Source organism: Pseudomonadota bacterium (assembly GCA_018823135.1).
Lineage (GTDB): Bacteria > Desulfobacterota > Desulfobulbia > Desulfobulbales > CALZHT01 > JAHJJF01.
In genome coordinates this window covers 1-16,480 of record JAHJJF010000005.1, presented here as the reverse complement: position 1 = coordinate 16,480, position 16,480 = coordinate 1, and the positions used below count along the sequence as shown (strand labels likewise).

Annotated in this window: 13 protein-coding genes and 1 other RNA gene; 8 read left to right on the top strand and 6 right to left on the bottom strand. The window is 48.1% G+C overall.

Translation table 11 applies throughout. From position 1 onward, the window contains the following. Positions 1 to 86 precede the first annotated feature (86 nt). The 6 genes from KKE17_00170 to KKE17_00145 form a co-directional block, all read right to left on the bottom strand. A complete protein-coding gene (locus KKE17_00170) occupies positions 87 to 1,538 on the bottom strand; it encodes a KamA family radical SAM protein (protein MBU1708399.1) in 1,452 nt (483 codons plus the stop codon). A 210-nt stretch (positions 1,539 to 1,748) separates the two neighbouring features. Then, a complete protein-coding gene (locus KKE17_00165; GenBank protein MBU1708398.1) occupies positions 1,749 to 1,949 on the bottom strand; it encodes a DUF2905 domain-containing protein in 201 nt (66 codons plus the stop codon). A gap of 110 nt (positions 1,950 to 2,059) precedes the next feature. Then, positions 2,060 to 2,869, bottom strand: a complete 810-nt coding sequence (locus tag KKE17_00160) for a protein phosphatase 2C domain-containing protein (protein MBU1708397.1) — start codon at positions 2,867 to 2,869, stop codon at positions 2,060 to 2,062. A gap of 34 nt (positions 2,870 to 2,903) precedes the next feature. Further along, complete coding sequence (locus KKE17_00155; GenBank protein MBU1708396.1) at positions 2,904 to 5,453, bottom strand: CHASE2 domain-containing protein; 2,550 nt, start codon at positions 5,451 to 5,453, stop codon at positions 2,904 to 2,906. Positions 5,454 to 5,715: 262 nt separating this feature from the next. Then, positions 5,716 to 7,146 carry an RtcB family protein gene (locus tag KKE17_00150; GenBank protein ID MBU1708395.1) on the bottom strand — a complete coding sequence of 477 codons (1,431 nt, stop codon included), beginning with the start codon at positions 7,144 to 7,146 and terminating at the stop codon, positions 5,716 to 5,718. A 65-nt stretch (positions 7,147 to 7,211) separates the two neighbouring features. Continuing rightward, the gene (locus KKE17_00145) at positions 7,212 to 7,634 is read right to left on the bottom strand and encodes an archease (GenBank protein ID MBU1708394.1); all 423 of its coding nucleotides are present in this window, start codon (positions 7,632 to 7,634) and stop codon (positions 7,212 to 7,214) included. A 241-nt stretch (positions 7,635 to 7,875) separates the two neighbouring features. Between KKE17_00145 and KKE17_00140 the strand changes: the two genes are divergently transcribed. The 8 genes from KKE17_00140 (at position 7,876) to KKE17_00105 (ending at position 16,257) form a co-directional block, all read left to right on the top strand. Continuing rightward, the gene (locus KKE17_00140; protein MBU1708393.1) at positions 7,876 to 9,444 is read left to right on the top strand and encodes an NAD(P)H-hydrate dehydratase; all 1,569 of its coding nucleotides are present in this window, start codon (positions 7,876 to 7,878) and stop codon (positions 9,442 to 9,444) included. Between the two features lie 81 nt (positions 9,445 to 9,525). Then, positions 9,526 to 10,545: an NTP transferase domain-containing protein gene (locus KKE17_00135; protein ID MBU1708392.1), complete on the top strand. Its 1,020-nt coding sequence runs from the start codon at positions 9,526 to 9,528 to the stop codon at positions 10,543 to 10,545. A gap of 224 nt (positions 10,546 to 10,769) precedes the next feature. Beyond that, the gene (locus tag KKE17_00130; protein ID MBU1708391.1) at positions 10,770 to 11,081 is read left to right on the top strand and encodes a DUF904 domain-containing protein; all 312 of its coding nucleotides are present in this window, start codon (positions 10,770 to 10,772) and stop codon (positions 11,079 to 11,081) included. A gap of 42 nt (positions 11,082 to 11,123) precedes the next feature. Next, a complete protein-coding gene (locus KKE17_00125) occupies positions 11,124 to 11,402 on the top strand; it encodes a cell division protein ZapA (GenBank protein MBU1708390.1) in 279 nt (92 codons plus the stop codon). 19 nt (positions 11,403 to 11,421) lie between these two features. Further along, positions 11,422 to 11,604, top strand: a non-coding RNA gene (gene ssrS, locus KKE17_00120) — 6S RNA. Positions 11,605 to 12,358: 754 nt separating this feature from the next. Continuing rightward, entirely contained in the window at positions 12,359 to 13,918 is a 1,560-nt protein-coding gene (rny, locus tag KKE17_00115) for a ribonuclease Y (protein ID MBU1708389.1), read from the top strand. A 72-nt stretch (positions 13,919 to 13,990) separates the two neighbouring features. Continuing rightward, positions 13,991 to 15,208 carry a tyrosine--tRNA ligase gene (locus KKE17_00110; protein ID MBU1708388.1) on the top strand — a complete coding sequence of 406 codons (1,218 nt, stop codon included), beginning with the start codon at positions 13,991 to 13,993 and terminating at the stop codon, positions 15,206 to 15,208. A 47-nt stretch (positions 15,209 to 15,255) separates the two neighbouring features. After that, positions 15,256 to 16,257 carry a hypothetical protein gene (locus KKE17_00105; GenBank protein MBU1708387.1) on the top strand — a complete coding sequence of 334 codons (1,002 nt, stop codon included), beginning with the start codon at positions 15,256 to 15,258 and terminating at the stop codon, positions 16,255 to 16,257. Positions 16,258 to 16,480: the final 223 nt, after the last annotated feature.

The following is a 16,480-nucleotide window of genomic DNA, read 5'->3' as shown; positions in this document are numbered from 1 at the left end:
CCGGGATGTCTTTCAGGTCAAGGGTGCTATGCACGCCATGGTTGGGAATCATGATTCTGTTGTTTTCTGAGACGGAAGCGTCCGGATCAGGCAGACGAACGTCTGCTGCGGCGCTTCTTGCGGAGAGAAGTCATCGGTTCTATTTTGAGGGCTCGACCCGTGGCGAGATCAAAGACCGTCGGATTAATAGATTCGATGGTTTTGTTTTTTGTCTGGAAGGACTGAACCTCCATCCTTCCGGTAGCAATCGGCTCAGGATAACTGACCAGCATGCCTTCAAAATTTCTGAGCACCGTATGTGTCGGACTGCTGGTGATCAGGTAATTGGGGAGCACGGGGATCTTGCCGCCGCCGCCGGGAGCATCGACTACAAAAGTCGGGATTGCAAACCCGGAAATACGGCCGCGGAGATATTCCATTATTTCAATGCCCCGGGACAATGGCGTGCGAAAATGTTCCACACCCCTGACCAGATCGCACTGGTAAAGATAATAGGGGCGGACGCGCATGGTTATCAGGCCGCGCAGCAGTTCCTCCATCACCTGGGGGTTGTCGTTGACGCCGCGCAGGAGGACGGTCTGGTTGCCCATGGGGATACCGGCATCCACCAGTCTGGCACAGGCCGCCCGGGATTCTGCGGTAATTTCATTGGGATGGTTGAAATGAGTGTTCACCCAGAGCGGCTGGTAATTTTTAAGCATGGTCACCAGTTCTTCGGTGATGCGCATCGGCATGGTAACCGGTGTCCTGGTTCCTATACGGATTATATCGACACTGGGAACACTGCGGACCGCGGCAATAATTTTTTCCAGTGATTCAGTCCGTAAGGTAAGAGGATCGCCTCCGGACAGGATAACATCGTGTATTTCCGGATGATTTACCAGGTAATTGATAATTCTTTTCAGCTGCGGCTGTGAAATGTTGACTTCACGTTGCCCGGCAACCCGTTTTCTTGTGCAGTGCCGACAGTACATGGCGCACATGGAGGTCACCATGATCAGGGCACGGTCAGGGTAACGATGCACCAAGCCGGGGACAGGCATGTCGTGCTCTTCTTCCAGGGGGTCATCCAGGAGAAAGGGCGGATCATGCAGTTCGTCGGTCATTGGGACAGCCATGCGATAAACAGGGTCTGAGGGTTCCATCTTGCGGATCAGCGAAGCGTAATAAGGGGTGATCGCCATTGGAAAGCGGTGGATGGCGTTTTCGATGTCCGATTGGATGGCTGCGCCGGCAAAGAAATTTTCCAGTTGCCGGACTGTTTTAATTCTGTGACGGATCTGCCATTGCCATGAAGTCCAGCCCTGGTGGCTTTTATCTTCAGATAAAGGAAAAAATGGCAGAATGTTCTGTATCTTCCTGGTGGTTTTGGTTTTTTTCGATCCGAGGTTGTTGACTGAAAGGTGGGTTATTGCGGGTGAAGCGTTGCGATAGGCGGTGGTTGAGGAATAAATACCCTGGCTTGGAGGTTTTTCCTCATTTTGCGAGACTTCGTCTGGGGGTTCATCCTGTACAGTGGTGATTTCTAATTTCGACATGGCGGCTGTTCCTTGAAACTCTTTGTGATTCTTTATAATTCCGGATGGTTGCCTGGTCCGGTGCTGGTGGCAAATTTGTATAATTAAACATCTACTATTTAACTGCTTTATAGGGTTCTTATAATGGAAAAGCAAGAGAAATTTGTTATGGGGAAATTATTTTTTAAATAATCGTCTGCTGACGATATAACTTGTTGTAATCAGATGGATTTATTTCCGGAATATCCGCGCCAGAACCGAGAGAATCAGGCTGATCAGGACCATTGTGGTGATGGGGATGTATATTTTGAAATGAGGCCGGGTAATGATGATATCTCCGGGGAACCTTCCAAGAGGAATTCTGGAGAGCGTCGGCCAGAGCAGACCGATTGCCAGAAAAGCTATGCCGATGAAAATTAATGTTTTCTGCATGGCCGGGAGTCCTTGCTTTTCTGCCGCCTGATCATCAAGTTGCGGGGCTGTGAAAAATCAGATTGATCAGACAGAGGGAACCCGCAAAAAAAATCCCTGAAATCTTTTGGTCAGCCAAAAGGTTTTTTCAAGAATTCGAACAATCCTGACAGGAATCCGCGGACCTTTTTGACTCTGAGGAGGACTACCGTGATATTGTCGTGCCCGCCTCTTTCTAAAGCGAGGTCGACCAGGGTTTTACAGGATTCCTCAAGAGAGCCTGCCGCGACAATATCTTTTATCTCATGGTCCGGGACATAGCTCGAGAGTCCGTCGGAACAGAGGATGATGATATCACCGGGCACTACCCTGATTTCACGGGTGGCGGGCATTATATCCTCATCCTTGCCCATGGCCCTGGTGAGGATATTGGAATATTTGCCGTTCAGGTCTTTGGCGCCTTCAGGATCAAGGATCGCCTGCTCTGCGGCAACATTGTGGATGACTGAAACAAGACTGATTTCTCCCTTATGGACCAGGAAGATGGGGCTGTCGCCGATGTTTGACGCTATGAGCGAGTCTCCGGGGAAATACACTGCGGAAACCGTTGAACCCATTCCGCTGTAAGCGCCCTTGTTTTCAGAAAATTTGTTGACGACACTGTTTGCCAGTTGCAGTCCGGCGATAAGGCGGTTGGCGTTTTTGGAAAGTGACGGGTCGGTGTCAATGAGTTCTTCGACCTGAATACCGGTATGGAAACGTTTAAGGTAATCTCTGGTGGTGTCCACCACCAGTTTGCTGGCAACCTCCCCGGCAAGATGCCCGCCCATGCCATCCGCAACAATATAGAGTTTCAGGTCGTCATCAAGGAAGTAGCTGTCTTCATTGTTTTTTCTTTTATTGCCGATATCGGTAAGGCCGGCGGATTCAATGGCTAGCATTAATTAACCCTTTGAAATAATAGGTAAATATTTTTCACGAGGATGATCTTTCGGCAGTCTGTGTGCCATTTGCGGTTTTGTCCATCCACCTGAGAACTTTATTCAGATGATCAGCCATCTGGCTTGCTTTCTGATACCGTTTAGTTTTGTCCTTGACCAGGGCAAAATTGATAATCTGTGCCAGGGGTTTAGGGATATCCGGGTTATGTTTTCTCGGATCAATATGAGGTTCATTGATAATTTTATGCATGAGTGTCGCAAAATTCTCAGCCCGGAAGGGGACCTCGCCGGTGAAGAGTTGATACATGACAACACCCATGGCAAAAAGATCGGAGCGCCCGTCAACTTTTTCGCCGGAGATCTGTTCCGGGGACATGTAGAATGGTGTGCCCTTGACGATACCGGTCTGGGTCTGGGTTTTTGAACTTGAGGTAATCCTGGCGATGCCGAAGTCAGTTATTTTGACCACGCCGTTATCAAGAAGCATAATGTTGGCAGGTTTTATATCGCGATGGATAATTCCCTGCCTGTGTGCATAGTCAAGGGCATCAGCAAGGTCTGCCATGTAGCCGACAACCTTGCGCATGGGCAGGAGTGAGCCTTTTTTTGTGTTGCCCTTTAAATCATTGCCCACCAGATATTCCATGGCAATATAGGCAAGATCCTCTTCTTCGCCGGCATCGTAGATTGTGACGATATTCGGATGAGACAGGGTGCCGGCGCTTTCCGCTTCAAGGAAGAACATTTTTTTCATCTCGGCGATTTCATCCGATTCAAGTTCATCGGCAAAACGGAAGGTTTTAATCGCCGTGGTCCGATTGATTCGCGGATCCTTGCCAAGATAGACGATGCCCATGGCGCCTTTGCCCAGCTGCTTGATGATTTCATAACGGCCAAGGGTGGGTTTGGTGTCTCCATCACCACCTATGTTTGAAAGCAGTGGGTCCGCGCCCCCTGTGCCCATGATCACCGTATCACCAAGCTGGACCATTTTCTTTTTCCGGTCATCGGCATCCTTGAACTCACCGCCGTGTTTTTCAATATATTCATAAACTGAAGCTGCTTTGTTGAATTGTCTTTTACGCTCGTAGTCAAGGGCAAGGTTATAGAGAACTTCCTGCATGCCCTGGTCAACGGGGCATTTACGGAATTTATCAAAGGCCATGTCAAGCATCCCCTGACCTTGAAATGACAGCCCGAGCATCCGGTTGGTCTCGGCTGATTCGCCTTCAACCTTTTCTTTGTCGGTCTCGGTGAAGAAGTATTTCAGCGAAATCACCACAAAGTAACCGAAGATCAGTTCCAGCAGGGGATAGGCGGTATGAATCCAGAGACCATTTGCGGCAAAGGCATAGGTTGTGCCACCGAGAAACAGCACCATGAGCCCGAAAAAGACCAGCGCCGACAATCTTGCTTTGAGCCGCGGCAGGACAATTGTAATAATCAGCCCGACCAGGAGAATCAGCAGGAGCTCGAAGGCCTGGTCCCATGCCGGGCTGTTAATTGTTTTATTGTTGAGCATCGACCAGATGACATTTGCCGATAATTCACCCAGGGGCATATTCGGTTCCAGTGGTGTATTTAACGGATTAATCAAGCCAAGCGCCGAAGGGCCGATGAGCACAAGTTTGTTTTTAAAAGCGCTTTCAGGAATCTTGCCGGTATATACATCAAAAAAGGAATAGGACCGGAAGGCGCCGCTGGATCCCTTGAAAGTCACCGGAAAATCAGAGTCCAGGGTGGTGGACACCCGTCGGGAGCCCAGTTGAATGGAACTCCCCAGTTCAACGCTGATCTCTTCAAGGGGAACATTCAGGTATGCGGCTGTTAGCCGCAGGGCATAGGAGGGATAAAATTGTTCCCGGAATTCATAAATGGTTTTCTCCATACGGACCTTGCCGTCCATGTCATAGGCAAGGGTAAGATGGCCCAGGCCGTTGGCGGCCAGCATCAGCGGTTTAATGGGCAGCAGGAGGTTGGTTGCCTGTGGGGAAGAAGAATTCTCCAGTATTTTCATGTTGGTTATGGACATGCTGAGCAGGCTGTCATCGGCTTCGCCGGTGTCAACACCTTCAATGTCCGATTCAAGCATGGCCATGGGCAGGATGACATTGCCGGCGGCTTTAATTGAATCGGCCAGCAGGGAATCGTTGTCAAGGGCCAGGTAAAGCTTGTCCATTTCCTTGATGACATTTTTGCCATTTTCAGTTTTCGCCAACCCTGATTCTTCAAGGATTTCTTCCACCCTTTTAAGGGCTATGAGCCCGGTGTTTTCTTCCGGCTCACTGAAGATGATATTCAAGCCGATGGCTTTCGGGTTTCCGGCATTGATGCTTTCGATTCCTTTGGCGATATGTGATCTTGGCCATGGCCAGCGGCCGAGATTTTCAATGGAGTAGTCGTCAATGTTGACCAGGACGATTTCACTGGGACTGTCCTGATCTGAAAGGAGGTGCATTCTCAGGTCATAGAGTTTTAATTCCAGGCTGTCGATCACTTCCAGGTGGACGAGGCCCAGCAACAGAAAAAGTAAGGTGATTCCTGCCCCGGAGATGATGGTGGGATACTTTTTGAATATATTCATAAGAGAGTCTCGTGGAAATTGTCTGGCGGGAAACGGTTGTTTTTATTTTATTTCAGTCCGCTCGGTGAGCACAACTGCAACGGATCACAAAATTACCGTGTGTCAGGCAATGTCTGTGAAGTCCTGTAATCTTTGAGATGAATATCAGGATACAAAATTAATCAGATGATTACAATATGTTGTGTTGGCAAATGATATTATCCCGGATCCCTGGTGTTAAATCAATTCATGAAAAGGGCAGGAATCATCCGTGGGGATTTCATTATCCCTTGATGCAGATCAACGGCTCCACCCGGACCACCTTTTTTGCAAGCCCGGCAGCGTGTGTCGCCTCTACAACTTCGTCGACATCCTTGTATGCACCGGGGGCTTCTTCGGAAACGCCTCTGAACGATGGGCTGCGGATCACAATTCCCCGGGCGGCAAGATCATCTACGATGGTTCTGCCCTTATATTTTTTCATTGCCATCCTGCGGCTCATATTTCTTCCGGCCCCATGGCAGGCTGAACTGAAGGATTTGTCCTCGCTGGTGCTGGCGCCCACGAGAATATAAGATGAAGTGCCCATGGTGCCGCCGATCAGGACTGGTTGGCCGACTTGCCTGAATTCGGCAGGGATATCCGGGTGTCCCGGCCCAAGAGAGCGGGTGGCGCCTTTTCGGTGGACAAAGAGACGTGTTTTTTTGCCCTGAATAGTATGGTCTTCTTCCTTGCAGGTGTTATGGGAAACATCGTAGAGCAGATCAATCTGCGCCCGTGGGAGGATTCGTTCAAAAACGCTTCTGGTCAGATGGGTGAGAATCTGACGGTTGGCAAGGGCGCAGTTGATAGCGGCCCGCATTGCACCGAGATAGGCCTGCCCCTGGGGGGAATCAATGGGGGCGCAGGCAAGTTCTCGTTCGGGTATGGCAATACCGTACTTGTTTGCCGCCGTCAGCATGGATTTAAGATATTCGGTGCCGATCTGATGGCCGAGACCACGGGAACCGCAATGGATGCTCACCACAATATCGCTGAGCGCCAGACCGAAGACATCCGCAACCAGCGGATCAAACACCTCGACCACCCGTTGGATTTCAAGATAATGGTTGCCCGAACCCAGAGTGCCCATTTCATCCCGCTGTCTTTTTTTTGCCTGATTCGAGACATGCTCGGGAAGTGCGCCGGGCATCTGGCCTTTTTCCTCGCAGCGGCTCAGATCTTTTTTTATCCCATAGCCATGGGAAACCGCCCATTTTGCGCCGCCCAGCAGCATTTTTTCCATTTCTTTATCATTGAGGCGCAGTTTGCCGGTGCTGCCGACCCCCGCCGGGATCGTTGCGGCAAGGAGATCGGTAAGTTTATCCCGCACGCCGCCAACATCTTCAGCGGTCAGTCCGGTTACCAGGGTTCTGACCCCGCAGGAGATATCAAAGCCTACGCCGCCTGCGGAAACCACGCCCCCTTTTGATGCGTCAAATGCCGCAACGCCGCCGATGGGGAAACCATACCCCCAATGGGCGTCTGGCATTGCAAAGGAACCCTCAACAATGCCAGGGAGGCCGGCGACATTGGTAACCTGTTCAAAGACTTTATCGTCCATTGATCTGACAAGGCTTTCGCTGGCAAAGATCTTTCCTGGAACCTGCATTTTCCCATGGGGCCGGATTTCCCACTCGTTTTCGTCACGCCGCTTGAATAATTTTGTATCCATGGATGCCTCCCTGGTGGAGATTGTCCGAATCTCCTGGGGTTAAAGCAATTCGCATACTTCGAATATTAAACATCAACAATACACTGTGCGATCCATTGACCGCGTTTATTTTTTTTCACCTTGAGGGACGTATAGGTTGCCCCCTTGATTTCAACTGCTGGAGCATGTTTGTGTGGGTCAGTTTTTTCTCCAAAGATCTCCGCTTCGAGGATATTGTCGTGGATAAGTACCTGGTAACGGCTGAAGAGCATTTTCCGGATGTCCATTTCGTAGAGAACGGCATTCAACCAATCGGCAAAAAGCAATTCCTGGTCGTCCGCTTCGCAATGCACGGTAAGTTTTGTTTCCGGTAACACCGATTCAATATCAGTTATAACCGCGGTCAACGCCAGGGCCGCCTGTTCGAAGGCCTCCTCCGGGGTTTTGCCCACGCCACGCACGCCGATATCGGCGATATGGTGAAAATGTTCCCAGTACTTGTTTTGCATGCAATATATTGAGCTCTGATCAGCTAAAGTTAGTATAAGAAAATGGGCGAAGTTCAACGCTATTGAGGTGAACAATTACCCCTGAGCGGATTATATGTACAAGCGGACTCCAGTGAAAATAAAACGTTCAAAGTTTTATATTTTTTCAGGTGATTGTAGTATTTAGCTCTCCTTTAAATTAAGTTATAACAATAATGCGTTTGAACATGAAACGATATTAATCAAAAAGGGGTCAGCGGTTATGAAGCTTGCAAATGCCCATCAGATGCGGGAGCTTGATCAGGAGGCCATAGACCGTTACGGCATCCCCGGGATTGTCCTCATGGAAAACGCCGGACGGGGCACGGTTGATAAGATCATCCAGACCTTTGGGGATCCAGCCGGAAAAACCGTGTCAATTTTTGTCGGCCCCGGCAACAATGGCGGGGATGGCCTGGTCATTGCCAGGCATCTTCATCAGCTGGGGGCTGAACCCGTTGTGTTTCTTCTGGTGTCTCCTGAAAAGATTAAAGGGGATGCGGCAATCAATCTTCAGATTGTCCGGAAATTGCCGATCCCGATCATTCCCCTTCTTGAGGGCGACGCTTTTGACCGCGTGGAGCTCAGTCTGGCCGGCAGCTGGCTGACCGTCGATGCCCTATTCGGCACCGGCTTGAAACGGGAAGTTGCCGGACATTTTGCCGAAGTCATAACAATAATCAACCAATACCCTGTGCCCGTGGTATCCGTGGATATCCCGTCAGGTCTTGACAGTGATACGGGCAATCCCCTGGGAGCATGTATTAAAGCGCAGCTAACAGTTACCTACGGTCTTGCCAAACCCGGTCATTTTGTCTATCCCGGGGCGGAATATGTCGGTGAATTGTCCCTGGTGGATATCGGCATACCCCCGGAGGCCGTTTATAACGCTGATATCCGCTGCGAGTTACTGGAGAAAGAAGATCTTTGCCAATGGCTCCCTGATCGTAATGCCCTGGACCATAAAGGGACTTTCGGCCATTTGCTGATCATTGCCGGCTCCCCCGGAAAAACAGGGGCGGCGATCTTGAGTGCCCGTGGTGCCTTGCGATGCGGGGTGGGTCTGGTGAGTCTTTGTGCGCCGCAGGTGATCAATACTGTGTATGAGTCCTGTCTTGTGGAAGCCATGACCATCCCGGTTTCTGGGACGGAAAAAGGGCAGTTTAGCGTGCAGGATTTTCAGCGGATAATGGATGCCGCCGCCGGAAAGCAGGCGGTGGTTATTGGGCCGGGGCTGGGTACCGATCCCGAGACTGCGGAGCTGGTATTGCAACTTTACAGTAATCTGGATCTACCCATGGTGGTGGACGCGGATGCTTTGAATATCCTGGCAGCCTTTCGTTCGGAGATAAAAAATCCCCCTGCTGCCAGGATTCTGACCCCTCACCCGGGAGAGATGGCACGGTTGACAGGCATCAGCTCAAAGGAGATACAGTTAAGGCGATTAGAAATGGCAAGAAGTTTTGCCGAGGATAACGGCGTTATCTTGCTGCTTAAAGGGGCTGGAACGGTTATCGCCGATGGCGCCGGGGAGGCGAGAGTCAATCCCACCGGTAATCCAGGACTTGCCGCCGGCGGCATGGGAGATGTTCTATCGGGACTGATCGGCGGGTTCCTTGCCCAGGGCGTGCATCCATGGCATGCAGCCTGTCTGGGGGCCTATGTTCATGGCCTTGCCGCGGACGGTCTCTCGGAAACAATGGGAATGGATATGGGCTACACCGCCTCAGAACTCGCCGCAGAGCTCCCCGAAGCAATTCTCGAGTTGCTGGATTTTGAACAGGAAAAGTGAGTGCATTTTCGTAACTCGAATGCTTGTGGTTCTCCGCGACTGGAAGCTTCAATAATGCTTATTTGACTAAAGAGGAAATGGATGGGTCTTAAACAGTGTGCAATTATCCTTGCTGCCGGAAAAGGCACAAGGATGAAATCGGCCAGGGCAAAAGTGCTCCATGAAGTCTTTTTTTCACCAATGCTGCATCATGTAATTGATTCGGTAAATGGCTGTGAAATACAAAAAGTCATTGTGGTGACCGGCTATAAAAGAGAGTCGGTTGAATCGTCACTTTCCGGATACAAGGTGGATACCGTTGTCCAGAAAGAGCAGCTCGGAACGGGACATGCGGTGCTTTCCTGCCGGGAGGAACTTGATGATTTTTCCGGAACCGCACTGATTCTTTGTGGTGATACTCCGCTTATTCGCCCCCAGACCCTCAAGGCGATGCTTGAGTTTCATGGAAAAACGCAAACAGTACTTTCCGTAATGACCACTGTTCTCGATAATCCACAAAATTACGGGCGAATCGTCTCTGATAAAAGCGGCAATCTCGTCGGCATTGTCGAAGAAAAGGATGCAGATGAAAAAACCAAGAAAATCAAAGAGATCAATGCTGGTATTTATTGCGTTGATCTAGACTTTCTGTGGAGTGCTTTAGAAATGGTGGGCACGGATAACAAACAGGGAGAAATGTATCTCACCGATATTGTCAGCATCGCAACTTCCCAGGGCAAAAGGGTTACCAGGTATATATGCGAAGACCCTGATGAGGTGCTGGGTGTTAATTCGCGCATGGAACTCGCCAAGGCGCATCAGACCCTTATTAACAGGCGTAACGAGTGGCTGATGGCTTCCGGTGTAACGCTGCTGCGACCGGAAAGTATTTGTATTGAAAAAAACGTAATCATTGGAAAAGATACCATTATTGGTCAAAGCGTTTTATTACAGGGGGAGACCACAATTGGCAGTGACTGTATTGTTGAACAGTCAGTAATGCTTAATAATTGTAAAGTTGGTGAAGGCGTGATAATCGGCGCATTTTCCAATCTTGAAGGAGTTGAGATTAAAAGTTTTGAAAAGGTTTCGCCTCTAACATCACGAAAACAGGATAATTAATGCCGCGCAGCATTTTTGCTAAGGCACTCTTTTAAACTATCGGTTTATTTCGGTTGACTTTGGTTTTTTTTAGGTTGTATATTTTCATTGCATTCAATGTTTTTCAGACATTCAAAAAAGTTTTTCCGGTTGACGAAAATTCTTTTGATTTTAGATAGTTAAGACAATAAGACAGCTCTTCTTCATCTGTGTGGCAGGCGAAAGGGTCGGGAGGTTTTCAAGAAATGGAACATGCGGAAGATATCAACAGACTGGAGGCAATCGTTGAAAAGATGATTGCAAATTATAATATACTCAAGCAGGAGAAACTTTCTCTTGAAGCGGTGCTCGGACAGAAGGATAAAGAACTGAAAGAACTCCGGGAAACGGTGGATAGTTTAAAGGGCGAAAAGTCGGTTATTCATAAGCGTGTTTCGGGACTGATTGATTCCATAGAGAAATGGGAGAAGGCATCATCCCCAAGTACTGCGGAGCCGCAAAGGGAAACCGGGGAAAAATCTCAATCGCAGATTTTTACTATTGGCGGGCAACAGTAGAACAATTACAACGTTTTGTCATGGTGCTGGTTGGGAGGCTTCTTGGAGCGATTAGTAAAGTTTGAAGTACTTGGGCAGGAATATCCGCTTTATACGGATGCTCCGGAAGAAGATGTTGACGAGATTTTACAGCTGGTGAAATCTCAGCTAGAGGATAAAAGCCATGCCTCCGCGCGTCTTCCGTCCCATAAACTTGCAATTTTGATCAGCCTTAATATGGCAGGCAAGTATGTGAAATTAAAGAGAGATTTCGAAAATTTCAGGCGCGAGGTTGATGAAGATATTGACCGATTGACGAAAAAAATTGAGAATTTACTCTAAGTAATATAAGGTTAAAGTTATTCCCCTGCCTTGTTGGTGCTAGACAGTTAGTTTCGAGCCAACATTGGCATCAAGGGTGACTCCGCTGGTTATGGAAAGGAATTCGCGCAATCGAAATTCCTTGAAGCAACTATGAGTTTCAACACCCACCTAACACTGTTAGGTTCGATGTCGCTGTTCACACGGCAATGGCGGGGGAGTTTTTTTTAAGGAAATCACGCGCCTCGGTTGTGAGAAGCGTTTATATATATGACAAAACAGGGAGGTACAAAAGTTTTGTAGTGAGAATGCCCCTTTCTAATTGTGAAAAGGGATTCCAAAGGGTCAGTATCTGGGGTAATTGTGTGAAATTTGAAGTAGTTGTACGTTTGGGATAAGTCATTCCTGACACGCTTAGATTTATATAAATGTTATATGTGCGTTGTGCCGGCGGGTTCATTTCGGATAATTTCAGTGAGTTATTTTTTAAGCACTGTAAGTGAAAGATGCCGGGTTTTTTTTTGCGCTATGGGCCTCATATTGAAAAATAAAGGCTATATCACTAGTTAATGAATAATTTTTAATAGTTTTGGCACCGTCGAATTTTTTCGGCAAGTTTTTGGTCCCCCCCCAATTTCCCCGCCCCCTTTTTTTTCTCAATACAAATTAATGATATTCCCATGGAATTTCGTTTCGTTGTTGACGTGCTTTTTTCTGTTCAACGTCTTGGAATTATTATTTTTTTATTGCATGACAAGTCGGTTTACTGAATTTGCTGGTGTCTTTTGTAATGCCGGACATATGTCCATTTTAAAATTGGGAATATACATTCGGTGGTTCGCAAAAGATCATTTTAATCAATGACGCGTGACTTAAAGCATTCTGGAGATAAATGCATTTTGTGTTTGCTATCTTCACTTTTTCACAGCTGCGCATCATTGTTAACAATATAGAACAGGAGGGCAATCCCCGTGAGCATGTTATTACAGGTGATTTTATTCGTATTGGTCGGGGTTGGGGCAGGAGTCGGCCTCGGATTTTATTTTCGAAAGAAATTTATTGAGGTCCGCAAGGATAATATTGAGGAGCAGGGAAAGAGGTTTATTGAAAAAGCCCTGGCGGAAGCCGAACAGATAAAAAAAGAGGCGTCACTCCAGATCAAGGATGATGCGTTTCAGTATAAGCAGGAAATTGAGCGGGAAATTAAGGATCGAAAAATTGAGATTACCGAAGAGGAAAAAAGGCTCGCGCAGAAGCTTGATCAGATAGAACGAAAAATCGAAATTCTCGATAAGCGCGAGATGGAACTCCTCAAGAAAGAAAAGGCTTCAATCGATGATGACAAAAAGCTCGAAAGAAAAAAGAAGGAGCTTGACACGGTAATCGAGGAGCAGCGGTTTCAGCTGGAGAAAATTTCAGGCATTTCCAGAGAAGATGCCAAATCCATGCTCATGGAAAGCATTGAAAGCGAGGCTCGTATGGAGGCGGCCAAGGCTGTAGTCCGTATCGAAAATGAGATGAAAATTCAGGCTGATCGCAAGGCCAAGAATATTCTTGCTCTGGCTATTTCTCGCTATGCCGGTGATTATGTTGCGGAAAAAACCGTGTCGGTTGTTCCGTTGCCCAACGAGGAGATGAAGGGCCGGATTATCGGCCGCGAAGGAAGAAATATTCGGGCGATTGAGGCTGCAACTGGAATTGATATTATAATTGATGATACTCCTGAGGCGGTGATTTTGTCCGGCTTTAATCCGGTCCGCCGGGAAGTGGCCCGCCAAGCATTGGAGCGCTTGATATCAGACGGCAGGATTCATCCGGCCCGGATTGAAGAAGTGGTGGAAAAGGTTGCCCAGGAGCTTGAGGTGACCATCCGTGAAGCCGGGGAGCAGGCAACCTTTGATGTCGGTTCTCATGGGGTAAATGTTGAGCTGGTCAAATTGCTTGGACGTCTTAAGTACCGTACGAGCTACGGCCAGAATGTGTTGCAGCATTCCCTGGAAGTATCTTTCCTCTGCGGTATCATGGCTGCAGAACTCGGTCTGAACGTCAAACAGGCTAAACGCGCCGGGCTCCTGCATGATATCGGTAAAGCGGTTGACCATGAGGTTGAAGGATCCCATGCAAGTATTGGCCGGGATTTAGCAAAGAAATACGGCGAGGCGCCTGAGGTGGTTCATGCCATCGCGGCACATCATGAGGATGTTGAACCCACCAGCGTTCTCGATATTCTGGTCCAGTCCGCTGATGCCCTTTCAGGTGCAAGGCCCGGAGCCAGAAAAGAGATGCTTGAGACCTATGTCAAGAGGCTTGAAGATCTTGAAACCATTGCATCATCTTTTAAAGGTGTTGAAAAATCGTATGCGATTCAGGCTGGTCGGGAATTGCGAATCGTTGTAAACAGTACGGAAGTATCAGATTCCGAGACAACTCTTTTAGGTAAGGATATAGCCAAGGAAATTGAAAAGAATCTGACCTATCCGGGACAGATCAGAGTGACGGTTATCCGGGAAACCCGATCCGTAGAATACGCAAAATAACCAATGATAACGTATGGTAATAATTCTGAGGTCTTTTCCTTTTGGGGAGACCTCCAACTGCTTCAGCAATAAATGAATTTGACAATAGATGAACAGATAGCCCTGATCACACGGGGTACGGTTGATGTAATCTCAAAGGAAAACCTGTCTCAGAAGCTCTTGAAATCCAAAGAGACAGGTGTTCCTTTAACGATAAAGGCAGGGTTTGATCCCACGGCTCCTGATCTGCATCTTGGCCATACCGTTCTTATCCAGAAATTGAAGCATTTTCAGGAATTGGGTCATAACGTGCAGTTTCTGATCGGTGATTTTACCGGGATGATCGGTGATCCTACTGGAAAATCCGAAACCAGAAAAGTCCTCACCCAGGAGGATGTCAAAAAAAATGCCGAAACCTATAAGGAACAGATATTTAAAATTCTTGATCCTGACCGGACGGAAGTGGTTTTTAACAGCACATGGCTGAACAAGCTCACTGCCCAGGAATTTGTTCAACTTGCATCGCAGTTGACCGTTGCCCGCATGCTCGAACGCGAGGATTTCAAGGTGAGATTCGAAAATGAGCGACCCATAAGTATCCATGAATTTCTCTATCCCCTGATTCAGGGCTATGATTCTGTGGTTATGAAAGCTGATGTGGAAATCGGCGGAACCGACCAGCTCTTTAATCTTCTCATGGGGCGGGATTTGCAGCGGGCCTGGGGACAGGAACCTCAGGTGGTCATCACCATGCCGCTCCTGGAAGGCCTTGACGGCGTTAACAAGATGAGCAAGTCTTTGGGCAATTATATCGGCATAACTGAATCTTCCGGCGATATTTACGGCAAGGTCCTTTCCGTCTCCGATACACTGATGTTCAGGTATTACGAGTTGTTAAGCGACCTTCCTCAAGATGAGATCGCAACGCTGAAGCAACAGATGGAGGATGGAAAAGTTCATCCGAAAGAAGTAAAGCAGAAGCTTGCCCGAGAACTCGCCGCCCGATTTTATGGGGAAGAAGAAGCTTTTAAGGCCGAAGAAAATTTTGACAAGGTTTTTAAAAACCATGATCTTCCTGATGATATACCTGAAAAAAAGATCCACTCAGAGGAAAAGACAATCTGGCTGCCACGCCTCCTTGTTGATGCCGGTCTTGCAGATGGTACTTCCGAAGCAAGGCGGTTGATCCAGCAAAAAGCCGTATCTCTTGATGGCGAGAAAGTTTCCGATCCTGAATATACCGTCGAGACTTCCGGAGAGGTTTTACTGAAGGTCGGCAAGAGGAGATTCTGCAGGGTCCAATTTCAATAATCTTTTGAAACCAAACAGGTTGTTCCTTGTTAGAATCGTGTGGATCCATGAAAGCAGCCCTGAGAAGAAATCACCGGATTCAAATCCTTTATTTGCTGTTTTGTATTTTTCTCTTCAGCCTTGCGGGCTGCGCAGGGCTCCAGCCGGAACAAGCACCCATTAGTCCTGTGGGATATTATCTCCCTGTTGTTGAAGACTCAGATTTTTTTCGATTCGCTCCCATTTTTCTTGTTGAAGAAAATAATTTTCCCGTTAACAGGATTGGTATACCATCTGCCCGCATAACTCCTTCGGGAGATACCAAGGTTTTTGTAGATCCCCGGCGGCCTGCCCTGTATGTCCAGAAAGTATTTTTCAAGACCGATAACGCTGCGTATACCAATTATATTTACAGAATACATTTTGAGAAGGTGCCGTTCTCGCATCTTACCGGCGGATATAATGTCGGGCTGATTACCATTGTAACGGTCAATGCGCAGAAACAACCTGTTCTCATCACCTCGGTCCATACCTGCGGCTGTTACCTGAATTTTATCCCAACTTCATATTTGCCCCAAAAAGCATTCCCGGAGGCATGGGATATTTCAAAGCAACGCGTCTACGGTGAGACGCTCCCAGGTCTACTCGCACTTTCCGAAAGCGCCTTGAATCGTCAGGAACAGTATTATTTAGCACTGAGAAAGGGCACCCATCGAGTTATGGGGGCAGGAGTTATAGGACCGGATCCAGCGGAGTCCAACAGAGAAATTTTCAGGGTTCCGATGTTTCCGATTGAACTGCTGCAGGCTCTTCCTCTGGGTGAGACAACAACCGGGTTTTATGATACACAGGGATTCAGGAAGGGGTACGTCAAGGGAAGCTTTAAGCCCTATGAACGGCTACTCATGAGCTGGTGGGCCATGGATTGGCATATCGGTGAAGACAAGGATTACGGCCCGGCTGAGACAACCGGAACGGTATTTTATACGAGCCTCAAGTTCTGGGCGCGGGAAGAATCCGACATGTGGAATTTTCCAGAATTCCTGAAATACTGGGGCTGGAATCTCTGAGGATTAAAATTGCTTCAGTGAAGAATAAGGCTCTTCCGTTTTAATGAAGCATTATTGGGTATGCAGCAATTACCGCCTATTCACCTGCCGGTTGAGCGGCTTCGGCTTTGAGCATTTCCCGTGCCTCTTTTGCTTCTTCAATAAAAGAGCTTTCAGGATAGGTGGCGATAAACTCATCAAACATGTTCATGGCTTTATTGGTATCACCTTCACTGGCGGTCTG

Coding starts and splice junctions, on each gene's coding strand:
- KKE17_00130 (MBU1708391.1), top strand. CDS start 10,770: ATGGAACATGCGGAAGATATCAACAGACTGGAGGCAATCGTTGAAAAG.
- KKE17_00170 (MBU1708399.1), bottom strand. CDS start 1,538: ATGTCGAAATTAGAAATCACCACTGTACAGGATGAACCCCCAGACGAA.
- KKE17_00135 (MBU1708392.1), top strand. CDS start 9,526: ATGGGTCTTAAACAGTGTGCAATTATCCTTGCTGCCGGAAAAGGCACA.
- KKE17_00110 (MBU1708388.1), top strand. CDS start 13,991: ATGAATTTGACAATAGATGAACAGATAGCCCTGATCACACGGGGTACG.
- rny (MBU1708389.1), top strand. CDS start 12,359: ATGTTATTACAGGTGATTTTATTCGTATTGGTCGGGGTTGGGGCAGGA.
- KKE17_00150 (MBU1708395.1), bottom strand. CDS start 7,146: ATGGATACAAAATTATTCAAGCGGCGTGACGAAAACGAGTGGGAAATC.
- KKE17_00155 (MBU1708396.1), bottom strand. CDS start 5,453: ATGAATATATTCAAAAAGTATCCCACCATCATCTCCGGGGCAGGAATC.
- KKE17_00105 (MBU1708387.1), top strand. CDS start 15,256: ATGAAAGCAGCCCTGAGAAGAAATCACCGGATTCAAATCCTTTATTTG.
- KKE17_00160 (MBU1708397.1), bottom strand. CDS start 2,869: ATGCTAGCCATTGAATCCGCCGGCCTTACCGATATCGGCAATAAAAGA.
- KKE17_00165 (MBU1708398.1), bottom strand. CDS start 1,949: ATGCAGAAAACATTAATTTTCATCGGCATAGCTTTTCTGGCAATCGGT.
- KKE17_00140 (MBU1708393.1), top strand. CDS start 7,876: ATGAAGCTTGCAAATGCCCATCAGATGCGGGAGCTTGATCAGGAGGCC.
- KKE17_00145 (MBU1708394.1), bottom strand. CDS start 7,634: ATGCAAAACAAGTACTGGGAACATTTTCACCATATCGCCGATATCGGC.